We start from the raw sequence: 17500 nt of genomic DNA, 5'->3' as shown, positions 1-17500 counted from the left end.
GGAGGCGCGATGAGCCGGACCATGATCGATCTGGATGACGACCTACTGGCCGAGGTGGCCAAGGCATTGGGAACCGGCACGAAGGGAGAGACGGTCGACGCCGCTCTGCGCGAGGTGCTGGAGAACCGGCGGCGAGCACTGGCGTTGACGCGGCTGCGCGCGGCCGCCGCCGACGGCGCCTTCGACCTGGAGATCCTCGAAGAGAAGACGAACCGTCGGCGGTGACCCCGAGCCTCCAGCGGGTGAGACCGCCATGGCGGGTCAGGACGGGCCCTCGCCCTCGGGGGCCGGGGCGCCCAGGGCCACGGCGATCACGCAGACCGGGGCGTCCGGGTCGTTCATCTCGATCCGCATCCCCCGCCCGATCCCGTGCACCGGGAACTGGATCAGCCCCATGGTGGTCTTGCGCAGCGACAGGACGGTCCGCTCCCCGCCGACCTCCACGGTGACCGAGGCGGGACGGTCGGCCGAGTAGGACAGGCCGCCCACGGTGGCCCGGCCGCCGAAGGAGACCGCGTCGGGGAAGGACATCGCACCCAGCAGCGTCCGCATGCACCGCTCGCCCGGACCCCGGGCGGCGAAGAAGCCGGGGGCGACGTTCATCCGCACCAGCCTGCCCTCCCGGTTGAAGACCCGGGCGTCCTCGGTGGGTTCGGGGTGGGCCATCCTGGCCCGCAGGACCGGCCGGGCCAGCGGGGCGAGCAGGCGGTCGGTGAGCCGCCGCTCGCCGTTCACCGGCAGCACGATGTCGGGCGGCACCGGGGCGGGGTAGATCACCGCGGTGTCCGGGGCGGCGGCCAGCTCAGCGGCGGCCGTGTCGAGGTAGGCCCGGACGCGCTGGCCGTTCAGGGTCGCCCGGTACGCCTCGACGGAGAACACCGACAGCACCAGGTAGGCCCCGGCGGTGAGCCCCGCGACGAGGGCGAGCGAGGACCGCTCGGGCAGCGGGCGGCGGTAGGCGCCCGTCTCCCCCGCCAACGGCAGCAGCGCGCAGCCCAGGCAGACCGCGAGGACCAGCGCGGCGTCCGCGACGTAGCGGGTCTCGGCGCCCACCAGCCCCAGGTAGCTGCCCCGGGCGATCACCGTCGGGATCGCGTCGGCGAGCACCAGGTACCCGGCCAGCGTGAGCCACGCCCGGTGCGCCCGCCGCCGGTAGACGAGCGTGGCCACCACCGTGACCGCCAGCACCGCCCAGGAGAGCGCCACGACGAAGCCGGACGGCGCGGCCAGGCCGCCCGCGGGGGTCGGCGTCCACGACACCGGCCCACCGACCGCCCCGCTGGGGAAGGTACGGCCCAGCAGCAGGGAGATCAGGTCGGCGGCCACGCCGGGCTTGGGGGCCGCGGCGCCCTCGCCCGGCGCGGTGTCCATCCGGTCGAGGTAGACGAGCGTGTAGGCGGCCAGCACCGCCGCGTGCGCCGCCCAGAGCCACCGGTTCGCCCGCAGCTCCCGCCACATCGAGCGGAGCCAGCCGGTCTCCCGGTCACGCAGGTACGCCGTGGTCAGCGCGAACAGCAGGAAGGCCGCGAAGACCCCCTTGGTGCTGAAGGCCATGCCGACCACGCACCAGATCAGCGCGCGCCGGCCGTACCGGGCTCCCTCGCCGCGGGCGAAGCGCACCTGGGCGGTGAGCGCGAGCACCAGGGCGAGCTGGAGCGGGATCGCGTTGATCGCCGCGGCCCACCAGGCGAACGCCGGGAAGGTCAGCGGGCAGAACAGGAACAGCGCCAGCGGCAGCAGGATCGCCGGCCGACCGCCGAACAGGGTCCGCAGCAGCCGCAGCGCCAGCACGCCGAGCAGCGCCTGCGCGACGAGCGTGACGGCCGACACCAACGCCCAGTCGTAGGGGGCGGCGCGCGACAGCACCCAGGTCAGCGCGATCGCGCCCGGCATGAAGTGGCCCTTGTGCACCCGGGTCAGGTAGTCGAGCGTGAAGTCCTCGCCGTAGGCGTTGCCGACGAACAGCAGATCGTCCTCGACGAAGTAGGAGTCGCGCAGGACCAGCACGCGCAGGACCAGCGACACCGCGATGAGGGCCGCCGCGCCCAGGGACACCGGGCCGCGCAGCCGCGCCAGCCACCCGGGCAGCGTGAGACGCACCGCCGGCGCCTCCGGCCGGCCCGTCTCCGCATCCGCCCCGTCCCGGGAACGGCCCGGTCCGGCGGCCTCGTCGGCGTGATCCGTGCCGGCCGGGTGCTCCGGGCCCGTGGCGGCTCTCGTGTCCTCAGTGGCGTCCACCAGGCGTCTCCCTACGATCCGGTGTTCCGGCGGAACACCGCGCGAGCTGTCAGGACCAGAAGTGATGCGGTGTTATGCTCCGGCCCACCTGGTTTGTCCAATTGCGGTGAGGAGCAGCGTTGGAGACCCCGCAGGCACCGTTCCGGGCCACGTTGGGCCGGTCCGTCACACTCCTCCGCGCCTTCCGCAAGGAGCAGACCGACCCGGACTTCTTCTACGGCATGCTGGCCCGCGACACGGTCGCCCAGCTCGCCTCCTACACCGAGCTGAACGGCGCGCTCGTCGCCGACGTCGGCGGCGGCCCGGGATACTTCACCGACGTGCTGCGCGCCGCGGGCGCCCGCCCGGTCTGCGTCGACTGCGACGCCGGGGAGATGATGGCCCGCCAGGGCGCCGCGCCCGAGGGGGCGGTGCTGGGCAGCGCGCTGGACCTGCCGCTGGCCACCGGATCGGTGGACGTCTGCTTCTCCTCCAACGTGCTGGAGCACGTGCCCGACCCGTGGCGGATGGCCGCCGAGATGGTCCGGGTGACCAGGCCCGGCGGCGTGGTGTACCTGTCGTTCACCAACTGGCTGTCGCCCTGGGGCGGCCACGAGACCTCCCCGTGGCACTACCTCGGCGGCCACCGTGCCGCCGCCCGCTACACCCGCCGGTACGGCAGGCGCCCCAAGAACGTCTACGGCGAGAGCCTCTACCCCGTCTCGGTCGGCGCCGCGCTGCGCTGGGCCCGGCGGCGGCCCGACGTCACGGTCCTGGACGCCCTGCCCCGCTACCACCCTCGCTGGGCGACCCCGGTGATCCGCGTCCCGGGGCTGCGGGAGATCGTGAGCTGGAACCTGCTGCTCGTCCTGCGCCGCCACTGACCGCCGGGCACCGGCGGGAGACGCTCCGGGCGCCCCCGCCCGCCGTTCGTCCCCTACCGGCCGCCGGGCACCGGGAGACGCTCCGGGGGTCCCCGCCCGCCGCTCAGCCCGCGCCGCCATCGACCGCCCCTTCCGGCCTCTCCGGCACGGCCGCGCCGACCACCACCGCCCGCAGGCAGACGCCGCTCTCCCGGCCGCCGTCCCGGCGCGTTCCGTCCGGGAGCGCGCCGTCCCGACGTGATCCGTCCGGGAGCGTTCCGTCCGGGAGCGTGACGCGGACCGGCCCCGGGGCGGGCGCCGCCGCGAGGTGGACCCGCTCCCGGTCCGCCCGCAACGTGACCTCGGTCCGCCGCTCCCCCACGGTCACGGTGACACGCGTGTCGCGGGGCACGTCGTAGTGCAGGCGGACGACGTTCCCCTCGTGGACGGCGAGATCGGCGGTGACCGCGCCGCCGCGCCACGGGAGGCAGCCGCCGTCCTCGCCGGTCACGAACCCGCCGAGGACCGCCGCGGGCACCAGGTGGCCCCGGTCGTCGAAGGTGACCGCGTCGTAGGCGACCCCGGGGTGGGCGACCCGCTCACGCAGCGCGCCCCGGGCGAGCGGGGCGAGTGCCCGGGAGGTCAGCCGGTCCGGCAGCGACTGCCAGGGGAACAGCAGCCGCTCGGGCACCATCGCGGGGTACACGCCGGGCTCGGGGCCGAGCGCGGCGAGGTCCGCGCGGGCCGCGTCGAAGTAGGCGCGGCCGGTACGGCCGGGGAGCGTGGGGCCGAAGACCGACGCCGACACCAGGGCGAGCGCCACGTAGGCGCACGCGGCCGGTACGGCGTACACCGGGAGGGTCCGCGCGCCCCCGTCCGGGACCGCCGCCGGACCGGCCGCCTCCGGGCCCTGGACCGCCGGGTCCGACGCGTCCCCTTCCGGGCTCGGAGCCGCCGGGTTCGCCGTCGCGCTCCCCGCCGGAGACGCCGCGCCCCGCGCCTTCGCGCCCCGCCACGTCATCAGGGCCAGCGCCAGGCAGACCGTGAGCAGGGGGAGGGCGTCGGCGATGTAGCGGCTCTCGAAGGCGCGCCACGGCCCGGAGCGGACGATCATGATCAGCAGGCCGTCCGCGACCAGGAGGTAGCCGCCCGCCAGCAGCCACGCCGGGACCGCCGCGCGCCGCGCCCGGCAGGTTCCCGCCACGACGGCGGCCAGGGCCAGCCAGGCCACGGCGATCTCGACGGGCCGGTGACCGGCCAGCGCGCCGGTCGACAGCACCGGCTCCCAGGTCAGCGGGCCCCCGACCAGCAGGGTCGGGACCGTGCCGCCGAAGAACGTCGCGGCGTAGTCCACGGCCGTGTAGAAGCCGGGGAACGCGATCCCCTGTCCGCCGGACCGCCCGGTCGCCGCGAGGTACCCGGCGAGGTAGGCGCCGGCCACCGCCGCGTGGACGAGCCACAGGCCCAGGTGCCGGCGCGCGGCGCCGAGCACCCCGTGTTCCCCGGCGAGGAGCACGACGGTGAGCAGGAACAGCACCGGCGGGATGAGCACCGCCTTCTCGAAGAACAGCAGCCCGGCGCACGTCCAGGCGAGCCCGGCGACCGCGTGCCGTACCCGGCCGGTGCGGACCAGCAGCACCTGCGAGCACATCGCCATGAGCATGGCGACGTGCAGGGGCAGGAGGTTGATCGCCGCGGCGAACCAGGCGGTCGCCTGGAAGTTCGCGGGCGAGAACAGGAAGAAGGCGAGCGGGACGAGGACCATCGGCCGGGCCCCGAACAGCAGGCGCAGCAGCCGGTACAGCGCCAGGGCCGCCGCCGCGGACAGGGCGAGGACGACGGCCGAGACCAGCCCCCAGTCGTAGGGGGAGATCGCGGTGAGGGCCCGGACCAGCGCGAGGGCGCCCGGCATCAGGTGGCCGATGTGCACCCGCAGCAGGTGCGCCCAGCCGAACGGCTCGGTCACGGCCCGGCCGACGAAGACGATGTCGTCCTCGACGAAGTAGGACCGGCTGAGCAGCCATCCCTTCAGTACGAGGCCCGCGGCCACCAGTAGCAGCGCCGCGGCCGTGAGGCCGTGCCGGAGCCGCGGGACGCCGCGCGCCCAGGCCGGCAGCCGCAGCTCCACCTCGACCGGGCCGCCGCCCGTTCCCGTCATCGCCTCACCCCGGCCGCCGCGCCGCTCACTTCCGCTCCCCGTCCGCCCCGGCCGCGGCCGGCTCGCCGCCCGCCTCCGCGCCCGGCCGTACCCCGGCCGGGTCCCCGTTCGTCTCCGCGTCCGGACGTACGGCCGGCTCCCCGGCCGGGCCGGGCCGCCCGTCCCGCCTCCGCCGCCGGAGGGCCACCGGGACCAGCGCGAGCCCGGCCGCCAGGAACAGCCCCGGCAGCAGGTCGCGGACGAGGAGGACCCAGCGGGCGAAGGCCTCCGCGTCGGCCATCCGGTCCGCCACGTCCTCGGGCATCATGTCCAGGTCCGCCAGGAGGGCCACCTTGCGCTCGACCCCGTCGGGGGTGCGCAGGGTCTGGCGCTGGTGCTCACGCACCTTGACCGTCAGGCCGCTCTCCGGCTCCACCCAGATCGTCCGGGTCACCTCGGCGTAGCGGGCGACGTTGACGGCCCTCCACTCCGGCAGGCCCAGCACCTTGCCCGGGAGCTGCCCGGGGACGTCCTCGATCCTGATCGGGCCCGCCGTGTAGGTGTAGCGGTAGGCCGGCCGGCCGAACACCCGTTCCTGCCGCTCGTAGCGGAGCGGGACCGCCGTCCGCAGCAGCACGTCGTACATCGGGTAGGTCCGCGGCTCGGCGCGGAACGGCAGGCGGAAGGCCAGCCCCTCCTGCCGGGCGCCGGGGTCGTCGTCGACGTACCCGTCACAACAGGCGACCGCGAGGCCCGTCCTGCGGTCGAAGGCGGTCCGGCGCTCGTGGTAGTCGATCCGGTCGCCGCCCTCGGTGGTGAGCGAGGTGAACTCCACCCACACCGCGGTGTCCGGGCCGCCCGCGCCGGCGTCCCCGCTCACCGTCGTGGTGGACAGCAGAGAGACCCCGGCGTGGGAAGTGAGCGTCGCGGTGTCGAAGTACTGGGCGCCGGACGCCGTCATGCGGTACGTCCTGGCCTGCTCCAGCGGCATCACCAGGGCGCTCGGGTAGACGTACAGGCGCAGCAGCGCCGCCAGCGTGACGAAGAAGGCGCTCGCCGCCGCGAACGCGGTCCAGGGGACCCGCGGGCCGGTCACCGGCGCACCGCCGTCGCGGCCGGCTCCGGGTGCCGCACCGGTTCCGGTGCGGCCGGGGCGGCGGGGACCGGTTCCGGGGCCGCGACCGGCAGCCAGGCGAGCGCCAGCAGGCAGAGCACCTGCGGCACGACGCCGGTCAGCGCCCCGGCGAGCGCGGTCCCGCCGTACGCGGTGCCGGCGGCGAGCGCGAGACCGGCCAGGAGGAGCGGGACCGCCGGCGCCCACCGCAGCAGCGTCGCGGGCACGGACCCGCCGGGGCGGACGCCCCAGAGCCTGACCGGCCGGGCGTACAGCGCCGCCGCCGCGGTGACGACCACCGCGCCCGCCACGCCGCCGGTCCACAGGCCGACGGCCGGGGCGAGCGGCCAGAACCAGGCCGCGCGGACCGCTGCGGCCCCCGTCCCCGCCCGGCGGGCCGCGGTACGGCGCGGCCGGACGAACGCGAGCGCCGCCACCAGCGGCACCAGGCACCCGCCGCCGAGCAGCGCCGCGCGGTAGGCGGAGTCGGGCTCGTAGCGCATGGTCACCACGCCCTGCCCGGCGGGCAGCTCCCACGCCTGCCGCCAGCCGTCCAGCCGGACCGGCGTCAGCCGCCCGCCGTCGAGGTACGCCTGCCAGCCCGCGTTGTGGTTCTCGTTGACCACCAGGTAGGAGGGGGCGGAGGCCGAGAAGCGGACCCGGCGCTCGGCCGGTCCCCACGCCTCCGCGGTCACGGGCGAGGCCGTCACGGCGTCGCCTTCCGAGTCGTCCCGGCCGGTCCCGGACGACGATCCGGGTTTCCGGTCCGCCGTCCGGCCGTCCGTCCCGCTTTCCGTCGCGCCGCGCGTCTCACCGTCCGCGGCGCGCACCACGAGCGACTCGATCCGGAAGGCGTCGGCCGGGGCGACGCTCACCCTGGCCGTGCCCGGCTTCAGCTCGACCGGCCCGCAGGCGCGGTAGCCGACGGGACGGCCGCCGAGCACGTCGCCCATCGTGCCCCGGACGACCTCGGTGCGCACCGTTTTGCCGTTCACCGAGAGGGTGGGCCCGTATCCGCAGGGCAGCCGCAGCGGGGTCGTCTCCATCGAGCCGAGCGGCTTCACTCCGGGGACGGTGACCTCCGACACCTCGATCGGCCGGGACACCGGGGTGGTGAAGCCGATCTCCAGGGTGTCGGTGGTGATCTTGGGGAGGACCACCCGGCCGTCGGCGCGGATCCAGCCCCGCGTGGTCTGCCCGCCGCCGCTCACGCTGACCTGGACCGGCGGCTGCCCGAGGAAGGAGTCGGGGAACAGCACCATGATCTGGGAGATCGTCCGCTTCCTGCCCAGCCTGACCGTCAGGGTCGGGTGGCGGTCGGCGGGGTCGGCGTACCAGACGGTGCCGAGTTCGCCGTCCATGGCCGCGCGGCCGAGCACGGCCGGGTGGCCGGTCAGCGTGGAGGAGGCGGTCACCTGCGGGTGGACGCCGTGCAGGGTGGTGACGAGGCGGGAGGAGACGGGGTCGGTCAGCACGGCGTCGCCGCTGAGGGACCGCTTCCCGCCCTCGCGGACGGTGAAGGAGCGGTCGAAGCCGTCGCCGTCCTCCCCGGTGACCTGCAGCGTGGAGGGGTCGCAGGTCCAGGTGGACGACCCGCGCATGCAGGCGCTCGCCGTACCCCGGCGGGTCAGCAGCACCGTCCCGGGGTCGCGCGGGCCGTCGGGGGGCACGACGAGGGTGCGTCCGGGCCGCACGCCGGGGATCGCGACCTCGGTGACGCCGACGCGGGCGCCGGTCGGCGTCGCGAGTTCGGCGGCCAGCCGGGTCACCCGGATCCGCAGCCAGGAGGTCCGCCCGAGGGGCGGGCGCATCAGCTGCGGGTCGGCGGTCGGGTTCACCGCGACCCGGCGGGCGCCCGCCTCGGTCTCCAGGGACACCTCGGTCACCTGCGGCAGCAGCGGCGAGCGCTCGAAGGCGACGGTTATCTGCGGCATGTCGATCGGCTCGGTGAAGCGCACCTGGAGCCACTGCCCGACCGCGCCGTCCCAGCCGTCGGAGCGCCACCCGGTGCGCGGATCGCCGTCGAACGCCGCGTACGGCTGGCGGCCCGGGTCGCGGCGCTCCCCCGCCCCGATGCCCGACTCGGCGGAGGAGGCCCGCACGTCACGGACGCCGGTGTAGGCGGCCGTGACGGTCGCGCCGGACCAGGCGGGGTCGGTGAGGTCGGCGCCCCGGGGCCGCTCGGGCCGCTGGCCGGCGGTCATGGTGGGGGTGGCGATGCGGCGCAGGTCGCCGAAGAGGATCTCGCGGCGGCGCAGCGTGTCGGTGGCCACCGTGTCGCGCGCGGGCACGGCGGGCGCTCCGGGCTCGTCCCCGACCACGACGGGCCGGTCGTCGGCGAGCAGTCCCTCCTCGGCCATGTCCAGCACCGCCTCGGGCGCGCCGGTGACCCGGAGCGTCCCGTCGCGCGGCACGGTCGCGGCGAGCGGCGCGGGGTCGGGCACCGCGTAGACCTCCAGCGCCGAGTAGGGCTGCTCGAACCAGCCGGCGGCCGTGGGGCTGGACCGCAGGCCGATCTCCGGGCCGAAGCCGGCGACCCGCCGCAGGCCGGTGGACTCGGCGAGGGTCTCGTGGACCCGCGCGGGCCAGGCCGTGCCGAGGCTCTGCCGGGCGAGGTCGTTGCGGACCAGCAGGTACTTCACGCCGATCCGGCGCAGCGCGGCGGTGAGGCCCGGCGATCCGCGGCCGGTGGCGAAGCGCTCGTCCACCGCCTGGACCAGCCTCGCCAGTCCCGGCGAGCCCCAGGGGACGTTGGTGTGGGTCGCCCAGCGCACGGTCAGCAGCGACTGCATGGGCTCGTCCATCGGACGGCCCCACAGGTAGTCGCCGCGGCGCGAGCCGGGAACGGCCAGGACCATGCCGTCGCCGGTGTTGCGGTTCAGCCAGGTCGCGGCGTCCCGCCAGTAACCGGGCAGCGCCTCGAACCCCCCGGCGGGGGTCGCCCCGGCGGTGGCCACCGGCAGCGCGGCCAGGGCGGCCAGTACGGCGGTGCCGGCCAGGACGGGCCGGCACAACCGTACCGGTCCGGCCCGGGGCAGGGCCGCGAGGCCCAGGGCCAGCGGGAGCCGGATGAGGGCGTCGAACTTGTGCAGGTTGCGGAAGGGCGCCAGCGGCCCGTCGAGCAGCGCCCGCACCTGCTCGGTCCACGGGTGGGCGAGCGCGTCGGCGTGCCCGGCGGTGACCGCCACCACCCCGGCCAGCACGCTGAGCGCGAGGAAGGGCCGCTCCGGCGTGGCGCGGGCGGCGATCCCGGCGAGGCCGAGCGCGGCGACCGCCGCGGTCAGCGCGATCATCACCGGCGCGGTGGCCTGCTCGAACGACGCGGGCAGCCACGCCTGGCCGTCCACCGGCAGGAAGGACATCCAGCTCGACGTGCCGCGCAGGGTGTTGAGGAGCGAGGTGACGCCGGTGGTGGCGTCGGCGGTCTCGATGAAGGGCAGGAAGGAGAAGATGTAGCGGCCCATCACCAGCAGGGGCAGCAGCCACCACATCGACACCGCGGCCACGCAGGCGAGCCACCAGGCGAGCAGGCGTCGCCGGTGGGGGCCGCCGCGCCGGGTCAGCAGGTACAGCAGCGGCACGACGAGGACCGCCAGCTCGGCCACGGCGTTGATCCCGCCGGCGAAGACGAACGCCAGCGCCGACAGCGCGGCGGCCCGGCGCGGGCTCGCCCCGGGCCGGGTGCCGTGGATCAGGGGCAGCAGCACCCACGGCAGCACGGCGCTCGGCTGGAACTCCGAGGAGTTGGTCCCGATCAGCGCGACGGCGTGCGGGGCGAGGGCGTAGGCGAGCCCGGCCAGGACGCGGGTGGCGGGGGCGCCGATCCCCATCGCCCGCGCGACCCGCTCGACGCCGAGGAACGCCGCACACAGCACCAGCGCCATCCACAGCCGCTGGACGTTCCAGGCGGGCATGCCGAGCTCGGTGAACAGCGCGTAGAACGGGCCCATCGGGAACAGGTAGCCGTACGCCTGGTTCTGCAGGTGGCCGAAGAACGCGCCGTCCCACAGGTGCGTCGCCCTGGCCAGGAAGGCGACCGGGTTGATCGCCATGTCGAGCTTGGTCTCGCCGATGACCTGGCCGGGGGCGGTGTTGAACGCCACGGCGGCGAGCAGCAGGCAGCCGGCCAGCAGGCGCAGGCCGTGCCGGAGCCGGCCGGGCTCGGAGGCGGGTTCCGTGTTCAAGCGGGGTCGGTCTCCCCGGAGGCGATGCGCAGGCCGGCGGCCGCGGCCCTGCGGAGCGGGCCTGCCGTACGGGCGGCGCGCAGTTCGGCGGTGACGAGGCCGGTGACGGCGGCGCCGGTCCGCCCCCAGGTGAACTCGCCCGCCCACGCCCGGCAGGCCGCCTGGATCTCCGCGCGCCGCGCCGGGTCCGACAGCTCCCCGATCGCCCGGTCCACCACGTCGGCGAGCGTCTCGCCCTCGCGGACCAGCCAGCCGGTCACCCCGTCCCGGACCGAGTCGCGCAGCCCGGCGACGTCGTAGGCGACGGTCGGCACGCCGAAGCCCGCGGCCTCGATCACCGTGAGGCCCCAGCCCTCGAACTCCGAGGCGGTCACGTTCAGCAGCGCCGCGCCGAGCACGGCGTTCTTGGCGGGCTCGGCGAGGAAGCCGTGCAGGTGCACCCGGCCGGCGACGCCCAGCTCGGCGGCCCGGCGGGCGAGCGACCCGCTCTCGGGCCCCCGGCCCACGACGTGGACGTGCAGCTCGGGGCGGGTCTCGCCCAGCTCGGCGGCCAGGCCGACGACCCGCTCGACCCTCTTGTGCCCGACCAGCCTGCCCAGGTAGACCACGAGCGGGTCGCCGGGCAGCTCCCGCATCGTCACCGGGCGGGCCACCGGGCTGCCGTTGGCCACGACGTGGATCGGCGCCTTCCAGCGCAGCCGCGCCCGCAGGTCCTCCCGGGACGACTCCGAGACGGTGATCGTGGTGCGGCGGCGGTAGAGCGACCGCGCCACCGGCCCCTCGACGAAGCAGCCGATCCTGGCGAGCCAGGGCGGGAAGAAGGCGTGGAACTGCCGGTCGTGCACGTGGTGCACCAGGCAGATCACCGCGGTGCGGCGGCGCACCACCAAGGGGGAGAAGAAGGGGATGCCGTTCATCGAGTCGATGACGACGTCGAACCGGCGGCGGCGCAGCAGCAGCCAGAGCGGCACGAGCAGGTAGACGAGGTAGCGGTTGCCCATCCTGCGCAGCTCGACGCCGTCGCGCTGTTCCGCGGCGGGCTGGCCGGGCTCGCGGGCGGTGGCGAACCACACCTTCGCGCCCTGGCCGGTCAGGTAGCGGCTGACCTGCCAGGCGTACTCCTCCGCGCCGCCCGCCACCGACTGCTGCGGCTCGCGGAAGTTCAGCACCGCCACCCGGACGCCGCGCAGCGGCTCCTCGGGCGTACCCTCGGCCTCCACGCTGAGGGCGGGCCGCGACGGGGCGGACGGGCGCGGCCCCGCGCTCCGGCCGAAAAGGGCCACGCTGCCTCCTTGCTCTCCGGGCCGCGGTCCTCCGCGGTCTCTCCTGTCCCCCGCGTCCGGACGGGCGCCGCCGGTCCGGTCCGGGTACGGCGCCGCCGCCCGCCCGGCCCGGCGCGCCCGTTTCAGGGCATGGTGAAGCCACGCTCCGTTCCGATGGACGATCCCCGCGGTCCGGCCGGGGACCGGTGCGATCACCGGCCGCCGCGCGGCCTCAGATCACCTGGTGCCGTAGTTGTACAGGGGGCGGTTCGGCGGCTCCGGGGTGGGCGAGCCGACGTTCACGACTGCCACGGAGGCACCGACCGCGAGGATCGCACCGATGGCCAGCGCCAAGAGCACTCGCATCCCTGGCTCCCTTCAGCGACGGACAGTGTGCCGAGACTAGAACGTGATTCGCGCATAAGCCATGGTTTTGGTTAAAACGTGACAAAGAAAGTTACCGTTGGGTACTCCTCCGAGCTGGGGATATGTCCCTCCAAGAACGCCGATCAAGCTGTTCAGAGGCCCTCGTCAAGCCGCAGGAGCCGGATCTCCGGGCCGGTGAACACGGTCGCCGCATCACGGAACGTGTCGTCACCAGCCCGGGTGAGGACATAACGGACGCCCAGCCGCGCCAGCGCCGCCTCCCGCGCTCCCGGGCGGGCGCGCAGCGCCGCGTCCACCCCCGCCGTCGCCGGGTCCTCGGGCGCCACCCGCAGCCGCCCGCCGCCGGGCAACCCCACCAGCAACGCGTCGTTCCACAGCACCCTGCGCCGGAACATCTTGGTCGCCGGGTCGAGGATCACCCGGTGGCCGTTCCATCCGAACGCCCGGTGCGCGCCCCACGGCAGCGACAGCAGCGCCCCGGGCGCCGGGTCGGAGTTCACGATCGCCTGGACCCGCCGCCACTCGTCCGGGTAGTCCACCGCGGCCAGCCTGCCGAACGCCCCCAGCGCGAACGTGGGCAGCACCAGTACCGGGACCGCCGCCGCGACCGCGGCCACCGCGCGCGAGTTCCAGCGCTCCACCGCGCAGCCCAGGCCCACCGCCTGCAGCAGCGCGAACGGGGCGAGGTAGAGCTGGCCGTCCCGCAGCGGCCCGAACCCCGGCCACCAGGCGATCAGGCCGCCCAGCACCCCCGGCGCGAAGGCGCCCGCCAAGGCGACGCCCAGCCCGGCCACCGCCGCCGTCGCCAACCCCGCCCGGTACGGCGCCGCCCGCCCGGAGCGCGTGCGCGCGAACCCCCAGACCGCGACCGCCGCCAGCGCCAGCCGCACGCCCGCCGACCACCAGGTGCCCTGTCCCGGCACCCCGGCGTCCGAGTTCCAGATCCCGCCGAGCGTGAGCAGGCTGCCGACCGTCCCGAAGGGGCCGTCGGCGCGGGCCGCGAACGCCCGCACCCCGGCGGGGTCGGTCACCGCCCGGCTGCCCAGGGCCGGCACCAGCCACGGCAGGCTGAGCAGGACGACGACCGCCGCGGCCCCGCCCGCCCGGCGGACCGCGGGACCGACCCGCCACCGGCCGCCGGCTTCACCGGGACGCCGGTCCGCCTCCGGTCCGCCGGACGGCTCCCGGGGTCCGCACCCGGCGGGCCGGCGGGTGGCGGGTGACCGGCCGGACCCCGCGTGGTCGCCGCCACCGGGAGCACCGCCAGCGCCGAGACCAGCATCGCCTGGAACCCGCCCACCGCGGCCGGCAGCAGCGCGACCGCCAGCCGTACCGGCCAGGCGGCCCGCGCCCACCAGGTCTCCCGGGTCCCCGGGGTCACCGGGGTCCCCGGGGTCCGCCCGGCCCGCCGTACGGCTTCCGCTGAGGCGCCCCTGACGGAGTGGGCGGCGGCGCGCACCGCCCACGGCAGCCCGGCCACCCCGAGCAGCAGCGCCCACTGGCCGAGCAGCAGCCGCTGCGCGAGGTAGGCGTTCCAGGCGTAGAAGGCCGCCGCCGCCAGCCGCGGGCCGAGACGCCGCGAGGGCACCAGTGCCGCCGCACCCGAGGCGGCCAGCACGAAGATGCCGAGCAGCGCGGCCTTCTGCACCGCCTGGGCGGGCACGACCTGCGCGAGCAGCGCGACCACCAGGTCGCTGGGCACCGCCCGGGGGAAGCCCTCCCCCGGCCCGACCGGCGGCGGGTCGGGCACGAACACCATGTCGTACCGCAGCACGAACCCCGGGCCCAGCGCGGGCCCCAACGCGAGCAGCCCGAGCGCCAGCCCGAGCAGGGCGGGCGCGAACCGCGCCGCCGCGGCCCGCGCGCCGGACGGTCCGCCCGCCTCCGGAAGGGTGCCCCCGTCCGCGGCCGGTCCCGGCGGGACGGCCGCGTCCGGCCCCGGAGGCACTCCCGCCACGGGTTACCGGCCCGGCTCCGGGTCGCGCGGCAGGCCGAGCATCCGCTCACCGATGATGTTGAGCTGCACCTCGGTGGTGCCGCCGTAGATCGTCATCGCCCGGGTGGCGAGCACGGCGCGGTTCCAGTAGCCGGCGTCGCCGAGCTTCATGTCCGCCGCGACCACCGCAGCCGTGCCGAGCAGGCCGACCGCGCACTCCGAGACGTGCTGGGCGTGCGAGGTGGACAGCAGCTTGCGCACCGAGGCGTCGGCGCCCGGCTCGGCGCCGGTGAGCTGCTTCAGCGTCACCCGCATGCCGAGGGCGCTGATCGAGTGGCCCTCGCAGACGACCCGGGCCACCTCCTGACGCTCGGCGGAGGACAGCTCGCGGCCGAGCCGCCCGGCCAGGCCGAGCAGGTCGGGGACGGACGCTCCGGTGCCGCCGGACCCCGCCGACAGCGAGACCCGCTCGTTGGACAGCGTGTTGCGGGCGACCTTCCAGCCCTGGCCGACCTCGCCGACGACCAGCTCGTCCGGGACGAACACGTCGTCGAGGAAGACCTCGTTGAACAGGTTCTCGCCGGTCATCTCGGTCAGCGGACGGACGGTGACGCCCGGGGCCTTCATGTCGACGATGAAGTAGGTGATGCCCTCGTGCTTGGAACCCTCGGAGGAGTTGCGGGCGATGCAGATGCCCCACTCGGCGACGTGGGCCACGGAGGTCCAGATCTTCTGACCGTTGAGCCGCCAGCCGCCCTCGACCTTCTCGGCCTTCATCTGCAGCGAGGCGAGGTCGGAGCCGGCGCCCGGCTCGGAGAAGAGCTGGCACCAGATCATCTCGCCGCTCAGCGTGGGCGGCAGGAAGCGCTCCTGCTGCTCGGGCGTGCCGTACGCGACGATCGACGGCACCACCCAGGCACCGATGATCATCTGGGGCGGCTTGACCCGGGCGGCCTTGAGTTCCTGGAGGATCAGCACCTGCTCAAGCGGCTTGGCGTCGCGGCCCCAGGGGCGGGGAAGGTGCGGCATGACGAACCCGGCCCCGGCCAGGGCCCGCTTCTGCTCCCTGCCCTCCAGCGCGGCGATCTGGGCGATCTCGGCGCGGATCTCCTCGCGCAGCGCCGCCGACTCCTCCGGCAGCTCGATCTCCATCTCCCGGCTCACGCCGGAGAGCGCGAGCCCGGCGACCCGCTCGGCCCACTCGGACGAGGGGCCGAGCAGCGCGCGCAGGGTCAGCGCGCGGCGGTAGTAGAGGTGGGCGTCGTGCTCGAAGGTGTAGCCGATGCCGCCGAAGATCTGGATGGCGTCCTTGGCGCACTGCACGGCGGCGTCGGGCGCGACGACCCCGGCGATCGCGGCCGTGTAGGCGGCCGCCGCGGCGCCGTTCCCCTCCCCGGTGGCGGCCTCGGCCGCGGCGCGGGTGGCGTCCCAGACCGTGGCGCGGGCCTGCTCCAGCGCGACGAGCATCCGGGCGGCCTTGTGCTTGACGCCCTGGAACTGGCCGATCGGACGGCCGAACTGCACGCGCACCTTGGCGTACTCGGCGGCGGCGCGCACGCACCACGCCGCGACGCCCGCGGCCTCCGCGCCGAGGACGATCGCCGCGAGGTCGCGGACCGCGGCGCCGGTGAGGCCGTCCAGCACCCGCCCGGCCGGCACGGTCACCCCCGCCGGCTCGACCCTGGCCACCCCGCGGGTGAGGTCGAGGGAGGCGACCGACGTCACGGTCACCGCGGAGGCGTCCAGCGCCACCCACTCCTCCTCGTCCCGGCCGGTGTCCACGGGGAGCACCAGGACGTCGGCGAGCGCGCCGCCCAGGACCGTCTCGGCGACGCCGGTGACGGTGAGCGTCCCGGCGTCGTCGCGGGTGCCGGTGAGGGCGGCGCCGAACGCGACCGCGCCGGTCAGCGTGCCGTCGGCGAGGCCGGGCAGCAGCTCAGCGCGGGCCTTGCCGTCGGAGGCGAGGATCGCGGCGGCGGCGAGGACGGTGGGGACGTACGGGCCGGGGGCGGCCTTCTCGCCGAGGGCCTCGACCGCGACGGCGGCCTCCAGCAGGCCGTAGCCGCTGCCGCCGTACTCCTCCGGGAGGTGCAGGCCGAGCAGGCCCTGATCGGCGAGGGCGGACCAGAAGGCGGGGCGTTCCCCGTCCCCCGCCGCGACGGCGGCGCGCACGACCTCAGGGCGGATGTTCCGCTCGGCCCAGCCGGTCACCGACTCGCGGAGCGCCTCGTGCTCCTCACTCAACCCGATCGCCATGGCAGCCTCCAGACACGATTCACTGCCAGAACCATATTCTAGAAGTTGCTTCCATCACAACGGCCGGGCACTGGCCATCAGGGGTGCGATGTCCGCCCAGAGCTCCTTGCGCGAGTCGGGCACGGTCACGAAGAGCATCGCGGGCTTGCGGCGGCCGACGTCCAGTACGGTGACCGCCGCCTGGGAGGTGTGCTTCTTGCCGTTCAGCACGTAGGTCACGCGGTAGCCGAGCGTCCAGCCCTTGCCGCCGGCCGCCTTCTGCGAGGCCGTCCAGGCGATCTTCCCGCCCGGCGGGTGGTGGTTGGCGGCCGTCCACTTCACCGCCTGCATCGCCGCCGTCCGCAGGGCGGGGTAGGTCTTCGGGGCGGTGGCCGGGGTCGCGCCGGGGAGCATCCCGGAGCCGACGACCGTGCGCGGCAGCCGCGCCGCGCCGACCTGCTGGCCGACCGAGAAGGGCGGCACGGCCGCGGCCTTCCAGGGCCTGCCGAGCTTGGCGTAGGTGATGTCCGCCGTGGCGTCGCTCACCGAGCCGACCACCCCGCTGGGCGTGCCGGGCAGCGCCGCCAGCGCCTTCATCTTGGGCCGGCCGGGCAGTGTGATCGTGGGGGCGGCCTTCGCGGGGGGCGCGGCGGCGCCCTCCGGCCGGGGCTGCGCGCTCTGCTCGGGGGGCTCGTCCCCGGAGAACAGGACGAAGACCAGCACGACCGCGGCGGCGGTGAGGAGGGCGGCGACGATGCTGTAGACGGCCCGCAGCGACAGCCCGCCGCGCCGCGGCGGCCCGGCGGGTGAGGCCCCGGACGGCGGGGGCGGTGCCGGCGGCTCCGCCCGCCCGGCCGGCTCGCCCACGGGCGACGGCCGCTCCGGCGCGGGGAACGCTCCAGCCGGGTCGATCCTCGGGACCAGCAGGGTCTCCTCGCCGTCCCCGATGGGGAACCGGCGGGGCACCCGGGTGCCGATCATGGTGCCGTCCTCGGCCTGGACCGCGGGCATGGGCGCCGTGGGCGCCTCGTACGACGGGATGTATCTCTCGTGAGAACGCCCGGAGGAGTCACCGTCAACGTCCGCCATGGTCGTCAGGCTACGTCACGGGACCCGGAACGATGAACCCAGACCTGATCAAAACCTCGGCAGGGTACCTCCGCCG

At 75.9% G+C, this 17500-nt stretch carries 12 protein-coding genes; 2 read left to right on the top strand and 10 right to left on the bottom strand.

Annotation, left to right across the window (positions count from 1 at the left end; genetic code table 11):
* The first annotated feature begins 9 nt into the window (after positions 1 to 9).
* Positions 10 to 225, top strand: a complete 216-nt coding sequence (locus ACQP10_RS06835) for a type II toxin-antitoxin system VapB family antitoxin (protein ID WP_433541067.1) — start codon at positions 10 to 12, stop codon at positions 223 to 225.
* 36 nt (positions 226 to 261) lie between these two features.
* Here ACQP10_RS06835 and ACQP10_RS06830 read toward each other — a convergent pair whose 3' ends face one another.
* A complete protein-coding gene (locus ACQP10_RS06830; RefSeq protein WP_433541066.1) occupies positions 262 to 2238 on the bottom strand; it encodes a hypothetical protein in 1977 nt (658 codons plus the stop codon).
* Positions 2239 to 2357: 119 nt separating this feature from the next.
* Between ACQP10_RS06830 and ACQP10_RS06825 the strand changes: the two genes are divergently transcribed.
* Complete coding sequence (locus ACQP10_RS06825) at positions 2358 to 3101, top strand: class I SAM-dependent methyltransferase (RefSeq protein WP_346021945.1); 744 nt, start codon at positions 2358 to 2360, stop codon at positions 3099 to 3101.
* A 103-nt stretch (positions 3102 to 3204) separates the two neighbouring features.
* On the opposite strand, the gene ACQP10_RS06820 is transcribed toward ACQP10_RS06825, so the two are convergent.
* The 9 genes from ACQP10_RS06820 to ACQP10_RS06780 all read right to left on the bottom strand — a co-directional run bounded on the left by ACQP10_RS06820 (position 3205) and on the right by ACQP10_RS06780 (position 17424).
* A complete protein-coding gene (locus ACQP10_RS06820; RefSeq protein WP_433541065.1) occupies positions 3205 to 5238 on the bottom strand; it encodes a hypothetical protein in 2034 nt (677 codons plus the stop codon).
* Positions 5239 to 5263: 25 nt separating this feature from the next.
* Complete coding sequence (locus ACQP10_RS06815) at positions 5264 to 6313, bottom strand: DUF3068 domain-containing protein (RefSeq protein WP_389993591.1); 1050 nt, start codon at positions 6311 to 6313, stop codon at positions 5264 to 5266.
* Positions 6310 to 10515 carry an alpha-(1->3)-arabinofuranosyltransferase domain-containing protein gene (locus ACQP10_RS06810; RefSeq protein WP_433541064.1) on the bottom strand — a complete coding sequence of 1402 codons (4206 nt, stop codon included), beginning with the start codon at positions 10513 to 10515 and terminating at the stop codon, positions 6310 to 6312. The genes ACQP10_RS06815 and ACQP10_RS06810 overlap by 4 nt, the downstream gene beginning before the upstream one ends.
* Positions 10512 to 11798 (bottom strand): glycosyltransferase family 4 protein, encoded by a 1287-nt coding sequence (locus ACQP10_RS06805; protein WP_433541063.1) that lies wholly within the window; start codon positions 11796 to 11798, stop codon positions 10512 to 10514. The genes ACQP10_RS06810 and ACQP10_RS06805 overlap by 4 nt, the downstream gene beginning before the upstream one ends.
* Positions 11799 to 12014: 216 nt before the next feature.
* Positions 12015 to 12143, bottom strand: a complete 129-nt coding sequence (locus tag ACQP10_RS06800; protein WP_268246289.1) for a hypothetical protein — start codon at positions 12141 to 12143, stop codon at positions 12015 to 12017.
* A gap of 152 nt (positions 12144 to 12295) precedes the next feature.
* Positions 12296 to 13219: a hypothetical protein gene (locus ACQP10_RS06795; RefSeq protein ID WP_433541062.1), complete on the bottom strand. Its 924-nt coding sequence runs from the start codon at positions 13217 to 13219 to the stop codon at positions 12296 to 12298.
* Positions 13192 to 14121, bottom strand: a complete 930-nt coding sequence (locus ACQP10_RS06790; RefSeq protein ID WP_433541061.1) for a hypothetical protein — start codon at positions 14119 to 14121, stop codon at positions 13192 to 13194. The genes ACQP10_RS06795 and ACQP10_RS06790 overlap by 28 nt, the downstream gene beginning before the upstream one ends.
* 3 nt (positions 14122 to 14124) lie before the next feature.
* Positions 14125 to 16356: an acyl-CoA dehydrogenase gene (locus tag ACQP10_RS06785; protein WP_433541060.1), complete on the bottom strand. Its 2232-nt coding sequence runs from the start codon at positions 16354 to 16356 to the stop codon at positions 14125 to 14127.
* Between the two features lie 54 nt (positions 16357 to 16410).
* Positions 16411 to 17424: a hypothetical protein gene (locus ACQP10_RS06780; protein WP_433541059.1), complete on the bottom strand. Its 1014-nt coding sequence runs from the start codon at positions 17422 to 17424 to the stop codon at positions 16411 to 16413.
* Positions 17425 to 17500: the final 76 nt, after the last annotated feature.

The organism is Streptosporangium sandarakinum, assembly GCF_050942225.1.
GTDB lineage: Bacteria > Actinomycetota > Actinomycetes > Streptosporangiales > Streptosporangiaceae > Streptosporangium > Streptosporangium nondiastaticum.
The sequence above is the reverse complement of the archived record's forward strand: the minus strand, read 5'-3'. Positions and strand labels throughout refer to the sequence as shown.

Bases quoted from the DNA above. Each gene is read 5' to 3' on its own strand.
- ACQP10_RS06835 (WP_433541067.1), top strand. From the start codon at position 10: ATGAGCCGGACCATGATCGATCTGGATGACGACCTACTGGCCGAGGTG.
- ACQP10_RS06820 (WP_433541065.1), bottom strand. From the start codon at position 5,238: ATGACGGGAACGGGCGGCGGCCCGGTCGAGGTGGAGCTGCGGCTGCCG.
- ACQP10_RS06800 (WP_268246289.1), bottom strand. From the start codon at position 12,143: ATGCGAGTGCTCTTGGCGCTGGCCATCGGTGCGATCCTCGCGGTCGGT.
- ACQP10_RS06785 (WP_433541060.1), bottom strand. From the start codon at position 16,356: ATGGCGATCGGGTTGAGTGAGGAGCACGAGGCGCTCCGCGAGTCGGTG.
- ACQP10_RS06780 (WP_433541059.1), bottom strand. From the start codon at position 17,424: ATGGCGGACGTTGACGGTGACTCCTCCGGGCGTTCTCACGAGAGATAC.